10 protein-coding genes and 1 pseudogene are annotated in these 11,516 nt (G+C 65.7%); 6 read left to right on the top strand and 5 right to left on the bottom strand.

Going from position 1 to position 11,516, the window contains the following annotated elements; genetic code table 11:
• Positions 1-83: 83 nt before the first annotated feature.
• The 3 genes from ABN273_RS58335 to ABN273_RS58325 all read right to left on the bottom strand — a co-directional run bounded on the left by ABN273_RS58335 (position 84) and on the right by ABN273_RS58325 (position 2,443).
• Positions 84-416 (bottom strand): DUF2637 domain-containing protein, encoded by a 333-nt coding sequence (locus ABN273_RS58335; protein WP_349458417.1) that lies wholly within the window; start codon positions 414-416, stop codon positions 84-86.
• A gap of 75 nt (positions 417-491) precedes the next feature.
• Positions 492-1,832, bottom strand: a complete 1,341-nt coding sequence (locus ABN273_RS58330) for a tyrosine-type recombinase/integrase (protein ID WP_349458416.1) — start codon at positions 1,830-1,832, stop codon at positions 492-494.
• A 311-nt stretch (positions 1,833-2,143) separates the two neighbouring features.
• A complete protein-coding gene (locus ABN273_RS58325) occupies positions 2,144-2,443 on the bottom strand; it encodes a transposase family protein (RefSeq protein WP_349458415.1) in 300 nt (99 codons plus the stop codon).
• 373 nt (positions 2,444-2,816) lie between these two features.
• Between ABN273_RS58325 and ABN273_RS58320 the strand changes: the two genes are divergently transcribed.
• Positions 2,817-3,272, top strand: coding sequence for a hypothetical protein (locus ABN273_RS58320; protein ID WP_349458414.1), 456 nt, complete (start codon positions 2,817-2,819; stop codon positions 3,270-3,272).
• Between the two features lie 29 nt (positions 3,273-3,301).
• Here the strand turns inward: ABN273_RS58320 and ABN273_RS58315 are convergent, their stop codons facing one another.
• Together ABN273_RS58315 and ABN273_RS58310 are read right to left on the bottom strand one after the other, a co-directional pair.
• Entirely contained in the window at positions 3,302-3,433 is a 132-nt protein-coding gene (locus ABN273_RS58315; protein ID WP_349458413.1) for a tetratricopeptide repeat protein, read from the bottom strand.
• Between the two features lie 293 nt (positions 3,434-3,726).
• Complete coding sequence (locus ABN273_RS58310; RefSeq protein WP_349458412.1) at positions 3,727-6,957, bottom strand: AfsR/SARP family transcriptional regulator; 3,231 nt, start codon at positions 6,955-6,957, stop codon at positions 3,727-3,729.
• A gap of 655 nt (positions 6,958-7,612) precedes the next feature.
• Between ABN273_RS58310 and ABN273_RS58305 the strand changes: the two genes are divergently transcribed.
• The 5 genes and pseudogenes from ABN273_RS58305 to ABN273_RS58285 all read left to right on the top strand — a co-directional run bounded on the left by ABN273_RS58305 (position 7,613) and on the right by ABN273_RS58285 (position 10,741).
• Positions 7,613-7,984, top strand: coding sequence for a hypothetical protein (locus ABN273_RS58305; protein ID WP_349458411.1), 372 nt, complete (start codon positions 7,613-7,615; stop codon positions 7,982-7,984).
• 330 nt (positions 7,985-8,314) lie between these two features.
• Positions 8,315-8,692 carry a hypothetical protein gene (locus ABN273_RS58300; RefSeq protein WP_349458410.1) on the top strand — a complete coding sequence of 126 codons (378 nt, stop codon included), beginning with the start codon at positions 8,315-8,317 and terminating at the stop codon, positions 8,690-8,692.
• Positions 8,693-8,806: 114 nt separating this feature from the next.
• On the top strand, positions 8,807-9,247 hold the full coding sequence (locus tag ABN273_RS58295; RefSeq protein ID WP_349458409.1) for a hypothetical protein: 441 nt from the start codon (positions 8,807-8,809) through the stop codon (positions 9,245-9,247).
• 106 nt (positions 9,248-9,353) lie between these two features.
• Positions 9,354-9,563 (top strand): annotated as a pseudogene (locus ABN273_RS58290) (transposase family protein); the annotation flags it as partial.
• Between the two features lie 26 nt (positions 9,564-9,589).
• Positions 9,590-10,741 carry an alginate lyase family protein gene (locus ABN273_RS58285; RefSeq protein WP_349458408.1) on the top strand — a complete coding sequence of 384 codons (1,152 nt, stop codon included), beginning with the start codon at positions 9,590-9,592 and terminating at the stop codon, positions 10,739-10,741.
• The last annotated feature ends 775 nt before the right edge of the window (positions 10,742-11,516 follow it).

Genomic DNA, 11,516 nt, shown 5'->3' with positions numbered 1-11,516 from the left:
AGATCCCAACGGTCGCCTACATCAACCAGCCCGAAGAAGACCAGAACGGCGCATCCCAACCCACCCAGGAGGCCGCCTAGCGATCACCTCGGCAGAGTCCCTGTCGCACTTGACTTGACACCTACCGGACTGCCGACGATCAGGAGCGTCCACGCGAGAGGGCTCCCCCGCCTGCCGTACCGGCTGGCGTAGAGGATGGACATCGAAGAGGCCACGATCATGCCGTCGACGCTGAGCGGCACCAATGACGCTGACCACGGCTCTTCGCCGTAGCGTACGGCCAGTTCGTGCATGTGCCGGTAGCTGACGACCGCGGCGATCCCGGCGAGAACCACCACCGCGGCCGTCGTGGTCCAGCGGATGATCGAGTCCGAGGCCGGCGGCTTCCTCTCCCGGCCTGGCGTACTGTCGTTCAAGAGGCTCAGCCCTCCTTTTCAGGGTTGGGGATCAAGGTCTGTCCGGGTGTGCCTGCACCCGGACAGACCGCTTGTTCATCGCGCTGAGCGATTCCGGATCTTCGAGAACGCGTCCAGGGCCGTCTCGTCGGCCGTGTCGAGTGTGTGTAGGTACTTTTCGGTCGTCGCGATCGAAGCGTGGCCGAGGCGCTCCTTTACCACTTGAAGGTCAGCCCCACCGGCGAGTAGCCACGATGCATGCGCATGACGAAGGTCGTGGATGCGCACATTGACGCCCAGGTCGGCCTTCTCCAGAGCGGGCTTCCACACCTGGCGGCGGAACCAGTCCGCGGATATGTGCCCATCCGTGTCGCGGGTACGTGGGGTTCGGGGGTTGTCCCGGCCAGCAGAACGACGTCCCGCTCGGTAGATGGCAAAGGCCGTCCGGCAGTGTTCGCAGCGGCATTTGCCTGCCGTGTACGCGCTCAGCGTGCCGTGATGATAACGGCGTCCGTTTGCGTTGGGCTCAGTAAGGCCGAGCTTGGATGGGTCCGGTGCGAGACGAAGCTTGGGCTTGGCTCCAGATTCCTGTCGCCACACAAACAGCAGGTCGTTAGCCCTGAGATTTTCCGTCGCGATGTGGTTCTCAACCTTGGCAGTTATCTGGGCCGAAAGCTTGAAACGGCGGAACTCCTTGTCCTTGGGATACTCCTTGACCAGAAACCTGCCGCCTTCGGGATGGAACTTCCGGTTCACCTCCACCACGGCACGCGACACCGTGAGGATCCGCGATCGGATGGCCAGGTCCTTGACTCGCAGTTCGGTCAGCTCGCCCCAGCGCAATCCAGTCTCGATGCCCATCTCCACGAGAAGCTGGGACTCGACATCCGGGAGCTCCTGGTACAGCGTGTCGAACTGCTCCGGTGTAATGATCGTCCGCGGCTTCTGGGGAACGGTAGGAGTCCTCACACCACGGCAGGGATGGACGTAGGTCACCTGGTCGTTGAGCGCCGTGGTGAAGATGGCGCTCAGCAGGACCTTCGCGTACTTGATGGTCGCCGGGCTGACGCCCTTGCTCTTCATGGTCGCCACCCACGCCCGCACATGCTCAGGGAGAATGTCGATCATCCGCATCTCGCCAAACTCGGGGATCAGATGCCGGTTGATCACGTACGTGTAGCTCTGCCGGGTGGTCGCCTCAATCTCATGGTTCGGAAGCCATGTCTCCAGAACGTAGCGCTCGAACTTCTGCCGCCCTCGCCGTGGATCGCCGAGCCGACCCTCTGCCACCTTGGCCTCGGCCTCTTGCCACGCCTTGTTGGCAGCCTTCTTGTTGGAGAACGTGCCTGCCGACTTCTCCAGGCCCTTCATGTCCCAGTAGTAGGCGGTGTAACGGACCTGTCCGTCCTTGCTGGTCCGCTTCCGCGAGTAGCCCATGCTTCCCGATCACCTCCTTGATCGCTTGACCGTCATTTGACCGTGGTACTCGCTGTCACCGATAGGCACCGATGGTCAGCGCTTGGCATGTCAAAAGCTTGGTCTACCTGCGATTTTACGGAGATTCGACGGGATGGCCAGCGGTACGGATGAACGCTACGTGCCCGTTCGGGACGAAGAGGTCGTGGGTTCAAATCCCGCCACCCCGACAGAGTTAGACCAGGTAGAGGGCTTGATCCGCAAAGCGGGTCAGGCCCTTTTCCGTTTCTGGAAGTCGATAGGAGCCAATCGGGGAGCCATCTCACTCGGACTCAACCCGTCGGCTTGTCGCCGAAGACGGTGTTCATCGTGTGAGCGCCCTTGGTGATCACCGGCTTGAGCTGGTGCCGGTAGACCGCTTCCGTGACGCTCGTGCCCGCGTGCCTCGGCGGTGGGGCGGGGGCCGCTCCGGCGCGCATGTACAGATCGGCCCGTACTTCGGCGGGGACGTCTGCGATCCAGCCGGCGATCGCGCGGTAACCCTTCATCCCGGCCACGGTCGCCGCCGCGGCCAACGCGAGCACGGTCGCCACTGGGTGATCCCGGCCTTGATCGGAGCGTCCATCTGACACGCCCGCCAACAGTTTCAGCAGGTCACCGCAGGCACCTGCGAGTGGGATACAGGCGACCGGTTCGGTGATTACCACGTTGGTGGCTACCGGCTCGGCCGAGGGGATGGCACACTTGGCCACGGCGAAGCTCCGCGAGCAAAGATCTGTAGGAAGACCCTTGCTAGCTGGAGCTTCGTCTCATTCTGGGGACAACACGCCGTACGAGATCACATCGCGACATGCCCTTCCTCCACGTGACGCCTCAAGCTAACTCGATCTTGGAACGGCCGTGCGTGTACCGAAGATGTTCTGTGCATATACCGCCCTACGGCATTGTGGCGGACGGTCACTCGGTTGACCGTCCTGGGCTCCACAGGATGCGACGACACCGGAGATGGGAAGGTTCATGCGCAAAGGACAACGGCTCGCGTGGTTCATGGCGTCGGCGATGCTCGCTTTGGGGATAGTGGTCGGAGGCAGCGGGATGTCGACCGCCAGCGCCGACGTCATCAGGCCCTACCTCTACTGGTCGGAGGACAGGGGTCACTGTGGTGGTGAGTGGACGAACTACCTCGGGACGCGGACCTACGACCCGAAGACGCACAGCGTCACGCGGCTGAAGAAGACTGAGTCGGGGTCGACCGGCAGGACGCAGATCTACAACCAGAACGGTGTACGTCAGGCCAAGGTGTACGACAAATGCATCAACGGACGCATCGTCCGCCAGTTCATTCCGACGGTTTATAGGCACCGGTCCATCAAGGTGAGCTACATCTGTTACGCCGGTCGCTGCCGAATCACCAGCACCCTCTACGGCAGCTGGCTGAGCGGGACAGCCGACCCGCGGTAGCGAATCATCCGCCCTCTCGCCGCCGCGGGTCAGCGGACGGTGCGGAGGCGGCTGGCGTTGGCGCGGTCCACCAGGTCGTTGCGCTTTTCCTGGGTGGCGGCGAGCCAGGCCAGGGTGCGGTAGCAGCTTTCCAGCCCGAATCGCACGTCGCGCTCGGTCACGGTCCCTTGCACCGCGCCGCCCCCGCCGGCATGGGCGCAATCGGTGCGGTTGAGGAGAGCTCCGTCGCGCTCTCCTCTGCGGCCGGATTTACTGCTCGGGCCACGGCATCTGATCGGCGGCCAGTCCCAATGGCAGGAGTTGAGCGTTCGTGATCTTGTCTTTGCTGGTCATGTGGCTCGTGGTTGGGCCGTTCGGGGGACCGGCGGGTGCGGGATGATCCTGTGGGCCACGCGGTAGGTGGTCCTGGAGTTTCACGCGGGGGATGGCACCGCCGACCGTCAGTTGGCGGTCGTTAACGGCGACGTGTCGCCGAACAGCCAGGCTGCCCTTCACGCGCGAGCCGGTCGTCCAGCGTTCTCGCGTCGTTCTCGTGCGAGATCCCGCGAAACAGTTCGCGGGCTTCTGTCCAAATGGTTGTGGCCGTCTGATGGTCGCCGGCGGCGTCGTGGGCGTCGCCGAGGGCGCGGAGCGTCCGCGCCAGGTAGGGGATCGAGCCGCGGGTCCGCCACACCTGGACCGAGCGTTCGAGGGTGGCGATGGCGGCGGGCAGGTCTCCTTCGGCCAGGTCCAACTGCCCGAGAACGCTGAGCGCGTCGGCGAGATAATGGCCGAAGTTGCCGTCCTCGCTGTAAGCCAGCGTCAGTTCGGCGGTCGCCCTTGCCCGCTCGTCCCCGACCGTGGCGAACAGCTTCGAGAGGTAGAGCAGCGAGAACGTCTCCAGATAGCGGTAGTTCAACCGCCGTGCCATTTCCAGGGACCTCTCCAGCAGTTCCTGGCCGCCCGCGATGTCACCACAGAACGATTTCGCCGCGCCGAGGAACTGGGTGATCGTCGTGGTGTAGTGAGGGTTGCCGAGCGCCTCGGCGACCTTCGTCGCCTCCTCCAGGACCGAGAGCGCCCCTTGAGGGTCGTCCTCGCCGTAGATGATCGCCATCACGTGATAGGCCCGCGCCTGGCCGCCGAGGTAGTCCGCGTCAGCGGCCGTCCGCAGAGCGCGCTCCGCCAGGGCGAGCGCTTGTGCACCACCGTTCCCGTCGGCCGTCATGCTCCAGGCCAGGGTCGCCAAGGCGTCGGCCATTCCGACCGGATCGTTCAGCATGGTGAACAGACCGAGGAGCTGCGAAGCGCCTGCCCGCATCCGTGTCATCGCCGGTCCGGGGCCCGGCGGTGAGTTCCAGGTGGTGACCTCCAGGAGGCCGCGCATCAGCACGGCCTCGCCGCGCTTGTCGCCGGTTTCACGGCAGAGCGCGAGCGCCTGCTCGTGCATGCGCTGCCAGCCGTCATACACGCCGCGCACGTTGAGGTACGTCTCGGTGGACCCCGCGAGGTCCCATGCGAGTTGGGTCAGGCGCGCCTCGCATGCTTGGGCGACCCCCGCCATCAGCGCGGCGTGCTCCGCGCCGAACCAGGCCATCGGGTCGGCCAGCAGCGGGCCGGAGACCGCCGCGGGCAGCCGCCATCGCGGCGCACGGCTGTGCATGCGTGCGTAGCAGGGGCCCGGTACGTGCTCCACCGCGACCTCCGCCAGCGCCAGCCACGCACCCAGGGCCCGCTGGAGCGCGGCCTGGCGCTCGGGTTCCGAATCCTCGCGCTGCGCCCGCTCACGCGCGTACAACCGGATCAGGTCGTGGAACCGATACCTGAGCCTGCCCGTCTCGTCCGTCCCGGTGAGGTTCAGCAGATGAGCATCGACCAGGGTTTCGATCTCGTGTTCCGCCTGCCGTACCGGCACGTCCAGGAGGGCCGCCATCGCCCAGGAGGCGAAATCGGGCGCGTCGAGCAGTCCGGCCAGCCGGAAGGCCCGCTGCGCGCCCGCGGTAAGCGTCCGGTAGCTCATCTCGAATCCTGCGCGGATGTCGAGGTCGCCCGCCACAAGTTCGTCCAGCCGGTGCCGTTCCTCCCCGAGGACGCCGGCGAGGTGGGACAGACTCCACTGCCTTCTGCCGAGGAGCCTGGCCGCCGCGATGCGGACCGCCAGCGGGACCCGGCCGCACAACCGGGTGATCTCCAGAGCGGCGTCCGGGTGGTCCTGGACGCGTTCGTCGCCGATGATCCTTCTCAGCAGGTCCATGGCCTGGGCCGACGGCAGGACGTCGAGTTCCAGCAGGCTCGTGCCCTCGAGACCGACCAGCCGGACACGTCCGGTGAGGAGCACGGCCGTGCCGGGAGCTCCGGGCAGGAGCGGCCGTACCTGCTCCTCCCCGGCGACATTGTCGAGCAGGATGAGAATTCTGCGTCCAGCCAGGCAACTCCGGTAGAAGGCTATGCGTTCTTCGAGGGATTCGGGTATGCCGGTGGTGCTGATGCCCAGTGCGAACAGGAACCGGCTGAGCACGTCCTCTGGGCGGGCAGGGTCGGCGGAGGCGCCGCGCAGGTCCGCGTAGAGCTGGCCGTCGGGAAAATGACCCGCGATCCGGTGCGCGACGTGCACGGCGAGCGTGGTTTTGCCCAGGCCTCCCATACCCGCGATGCTGGCCATGGCGACGGTGCCCGGCCGCGGTTTGGTGAGGGCCTCGGTGAGGTCTGCCACCTCGTCGTCTCTGCCCGTGAACTCCGCGATGTCCGGCGGCAGCTCGGCGGGGGTGGGGGCCGCTTGAGGTTCAGGCATTGGGGCCGTGGCATGGACGGGACGGTCGGCGGACAGGGCACGCATGTGGGCGTGCTGCACGTTCTCGCTCGGCTCGATGCCCAGTTCCTCCGACAGACGCGCGGCAAGGTCACGGCGGGCCCGTGTGGCCTCCGCAGGGGAGCCCGTGATCGTCGCCATGACGCGAGGAACGAGGTCGAGTGAGGGGTCCTGAGTGAGGATTCTCTGATGCATGTCGTGCAGCTCTTCGGCCGGGTCCAGACCGGTCTCCTCGATCAGGGTCTTGCGGGCACGCGTGTATTCGGCGAGCGCGTCCGCCCGTCGGCCACAGCGGTACAGCGCCAGCATCAGCTGCGCGCGCAGCCGCTCCCGCAGTGGGTACTGCCTGGTGAGCGTGGTCAGCTCGCCTAACAGGCCGGCGTGGCGTCCCAGCCTCAGGTCCATGGCGATCCGCGACTGCAGGACCGACAGGCGGACCTCGTCCAGCCGCGCGGCCTCCGCGGCCAGCATCGGGACATCGGTCATGCCGGCGAACGCGGGCCCGCGCCAGAGACTCAGCGCTTCGTGCAGGCGGCGGGTCGCCTCCTCCGGCTCGCCGGCGGCCTCCACCGCCTGGCCTGAGCCGGCCAAGTTCTCGAACTTCGCCGCGTCCAGCTCGTCCCAGGCCACCCGTACCAGATAGCCGGGGCCCTGCCGCACGACGCGAGCCGGGTCGCCCAGGTGCCGCCGGAGCCGGTGGACGTAGGTTTGCACATTCTTGGTGGCGCTCTTCGGAGGGGTGTTCCCCCACAGCGCCACGGCCAGTTGATCTTCCGAAACCGGGTTACCCGCTCGGCACAGCAGAACCGCTAACAGCACCCGCGCCTTGGGCGTGCCGAGATCGAGCTGTTCACGCTCTCGCCACACCGCCAGTGGACCTAGTATCCCAAACTTCATCGTGCCCCCTCGGCTGGGACGCACTGTAAACCTGGACGGCCTGATTTGTCGGTCCACTGGGTCAAGAAACGATTGCGAACTCTTCCCGCCCGGCCCTCGATCCACCGACGGCATCGGCGTCGAACGCGCCTGGCCTGACCGAACCTTCGCGTCTCGATGACCGGACTGCTCGGCGGCTCTACCTGCACATCGGGGCAGATGACCTACGACCTGCGGCGGCTGCGTCTCAACTGGCTCATCCGCCGCCTACACCAAGGTCGACAGACGGCTGCTCGTCCCACTCACCGCTGCCAACCAGCCCCAGGCACCGCCCGAACTCCGAGCCGCACTAAAGGCCATCACCCGCCACGTCGATGACTACGTCGCCCACGCCCGGCTTCCCCGGGAGTCCTGAAACTTGACACCAACGTCCAGAAGCTCATGACCAAAGATCGTTAGGCCCCTCGGAAGACCGGAAAGGCTCGGTGACCACGGGATATTCCCGACGTATTCCAAGCTGCCACCGGCGTACGCAAGGATCCAGCCAGGAGTTGTGAGCAACGGCCGCACGAACGCCTGTTGTCGCGACGGCCGACATTACCACTCAGAACTCACAAATCGGCTTAGATTGATCCGCCAGCAAAAAATGATCTGGTTCGGAAGGGACAGAAAGCCCATGAACAAGCTGGCCAAATTCGCCGCGGTAGGCCTTGGCGCCGTGACTGCGAGCGTTGTTCTCGCACAACCGGCCTTCGCTGTGAATTTCATCCGAGACATCGGCGACGGGACCGTCCGCTACACCGACGACACCAATCAGATGTGCCTCCAGGCTGACAACACCTTTGGGACGGCCTGGGTGGAAGTGGCCGTGTCCCGCCAGGGCGGGAGCGGATCACCCATCGTCATCAGAGACGACAACGTCGGTCATCCGGGCGCCACCTGCAGGGTCCTGAACGTTCCCGAGAACGCCACCTACCAGGCCGAATACCGGAGCTACTGGGAAGGGCGGGGCACCCTAATACGTGGGGTATTCCACTTCACTACCTGACCGTCCCGGCAAGGCACGTCGGCCGACGGTAGATCACCGCGCCGCAACCAGCGACACACGTGTAGCACCTGCTTGACGGCGTGTTGGTGCCGAGAACTGTGCCGCTGGCGCTGAGGGGGCTAAGTGCCTCTCCGTCTTAATCCACCAAGATGACGAGATTTCGCATGTCCACCCCCGATCGCAAAGGGTTTTCCATGAACAAATGCATGAGGGTCGCCCTCGTGGCAATGGTCGCCACAGGATCCTTGCTCGTCGCAGCGGCATGAGAACTGGTTTTCTCAGGGGTCGTGCGGGTGTGGCGCGGACCTGGGCGAGGCCAGGGATCTGGGTGTGGTGGATCGCTACCAGCAGCACGAGATCCCGCTGATCGCGGTGACGGTCACCCAGTACGACCAGCACGCGGTGCTGTGCCGGTGTAGGGCCACACATGTCGCCGAGCGGCCTGAGGGCGCGCCCGCCGGGCGGAGCGCCACTGGGGTCGGGTACGGGCCGAACCAGCAGGCCTGGGCGGCGTATTTGATGGTGGCGCACTTCATCCCGGCCCGCCGGGTGGCCGGCATTTTGGAGTCGATGACCGGCAGCAAGCCGTCGCTGGGGTTCGTGCACCGGATCCTGCGAACTGCCCGCCACAGGCTGACACAGCATCCTCGCGCACCCGCACCCGGCTACACACAGCGACCGGAAGCTTTCTCAACGATCACCTGCTGAACGTTTGCAATGTGAGGCGGTGCACTACTGACAAATTTCCCCGCACGAATGACAAAGTCCGACGCCCACGACGACCCTAAGGTCTATGGGCGAGGTCAGAGAAAGAGGAGTCACATGTTCCGCACCACCGGCGCGTTGGTCGCTGCGGCGCTTGGCGCGTCGATCCTCATCACCCCATCGTCCGCATCCGCAGCAATCGATTGGAAGTGCTACGGCACCGAGGTCAAGCGCTGCGCCACCGTCGTGTGGGACCAGACCGCCGACACCTTCCGAGCGCGGGCGAAAATCACTGACGTCGCCGGTGGCGGCAGCTTCCAGGTCAAGGTCACCAACGTGAAGCTCCTGCGCACCAACAAGAGCGACTATGTGACGGTGCGCTCCGCGAAGGACTACGACGGGTGGCATGACACCGAGGACTCGGCCGCCACCGTCACCGTCGACCCCTGCTCTCCAGGGCAGAGTTACACAGTGGTGGCGACGTTCAGTTGGAAGGGTGCGTCCTCCGGCGAGAAGACCTGGCGTCCCAACTGGGCGATAGGCAATGTCTGCGACTGACCCGCCGACGCGTCCGTCCCACACTGACCGGTGCGGGGCACACCAGAGCCTCCATCAGACCCGGAGCGGTTCACAGCACGTGATCAACTCCATGCTCCAAGCCATCGTCTTGGCCGACCACGCGCCGGACCTGTCCACCGCACTGGAACGCGCGGTCGCCGCCGGATACACCCACCTCAACCTGGACGGCACGGTCATCCGCACCGACCGCGTCGCCACCCCCGACCCCAACGGCGCGGACCTGTGGTGGTCCGGCAAACACAAGCACCACGGAGGAAACGTGCAGGTCATCGCCGCCCCGGACGGCTGGCCGCTGTGACGTCCGCGCCTGGAAGGAAACCCGTGCGTCTCGCTCGCCCTCTCGCCGCCACCATGCTCGTGGCCGCCGCCTTATCCGCCCCGCAGCCCGCGCAGGCGGCCGCGTTCAAACATCCCGGCGTCCTGGTCAGCCGCGCTCAGCTCGACTTCGTCAGAGCCAACCTCGGCAACGAACCGTGGAAGTCTGCCTGGGAAGCCCTGCAACGTAGCTCCTATGCCTCGCTGTCCTACACGGCCGAGCCCCGCGCCGTCGTGGAGTGCGGTATGTATGGGAACCCCGACCACGGCTGCTCGGACGAGCGTGAGGACGCCAATGCGGCCTACACGCACGCCCTGCGGTGGTACCTCACCAAGGACTCCCGCTACGCCAAGAAGGCGATCCAGATCATGGACGCCTGGTCGGCCGTGATCACCGAACACACCGGGAGCAACGCGCCGCTGCAGACTGGCTTTGCGGGCGCCAACTTCTCCCGCGCCGCCGAACTCATCAAGCACACCTACACCGGCTGGACCCAGGCCGGCCGGTTCGCCGGCAAGCTGCGCACCGTGTACCTCCCGACCGTGATCGCCGGAAAGCCCAACAACCAAGGCAACTGGGAACTGATCATGACCGATGCCGCCATCGGCATCGCCGTGCACCTGGACGACCGCGCCTCCTTCGACCGAGCGGTCACGACCTGGCGCGGCAGGCTGCCCGCCTACATCTACCTCAAGACGGACGGCTCGCTGCCCAAGGCGCCGCCGAACAGCAAGCACGACACCAAAGCCGAGATCATCGACTACTGGCACGGGCAGACCACGTTCGTGAACGGCCTGGCCCAGGAAACCTGCCGTGACTTCGGGCACACCGGATGGGGTCTCGCGGCCATCTCCCACGTCGCAGAGACGGCCCGTCACCAGGGCGTGGACCTGTACGCCGAGGCCAAGCACCGGCTGCGATTCGCGATGGAGTTCCACGCTCGCCTGCAACTGGGCGCGACGGAGCCCTCATGGCTGTGCGGTGGAAAGGTCACCCCCGGCCTCGGGCCGAACCTCGAAGTCGGCTACAACGCGCTGCACCAGCGTTTCGGATACGACATGCCCCATGCCGAGAAGTGGGTGAAGCAGAAGCGCCCGGTCGGTGCCTCGCGCTTCCTGGCCTGGGAGACCCTCACCCACGCGAAGAACCCGCGCTAAGCCGCGATGAGTGGATCGGCCACGCCGGACTTCAACTCCGACGGCGTGGCCGACATCTTCTCGGCCGCCACCGGAACGCTGACGGTCCGCAACAGCGAAGGCGGCAACAAGTTGCTCCGGCTGGACGGTCTTGGCTGTTCTACGGAGGCATCGGGCGTACCGATGTCCGGCGAATGTCTACCACGAGGTCCCCCGTCTGGTTGAGCTCGGCCAGGCGCCCCACGCCGCGAGCGTGAGCGCGTCAGCCGGCTCGGGGTGTGCTCGGCCGCGCCCTTGACGGCGGAGCTCACCGAAACCGGAGAACTGGCGCTGGCCGCCTAAAACCCAGCCTCAGACCGAGCGTCTGTCAACGGCCAAGTGCGTGTGGGTCTGGCCCACTTTTCGTGATCAGTAGCCGTGCAGGACACGGATGCGGAGCAGGTCGGGGTTGGCTCGCCCGTACATGATCCGTTTGATCATCTTAGAAGTTACGTGGAATCTGGCCGTGGGGTGATCATGTCTCCTCGGTCCTGACCACGGAACAGGGGAGATGGCTTGAGCGGCACGGTGGTGCTGGAGGAGAAGTGGCCGGTGCTGGGCCGGCATGCGCGGGCGGCCGAGTGGCTGCGGATCTGGCGGGATCTGGGAAGGGTGTAGCTCTTCCTCAGTGGTGCGACACGAAGTCGCGCATATCGAGTGAACTCGCAGATTGGAGGCCGGTCATGCCGGATGCGTAGTTCCTGATCAGTGTTCGAGATTAGTCCCCGCCCCGACGTGCGTCGGTGGGTCTTGCTCA

Origin of the sequence: Nonomuraea sp. B19D2 (assembly GCF_040137845.1) — a bacterium.
GTDB lineage: Bacteria > Actinomycetota > Actinomycetes > Streptosporangiales > Streptosporangiaceae > Nonomuraea.
Note: the sequence above shows the minus strand (reverse complement) of the source record. Positions and strands in the feature narration are given on the sequence as shown.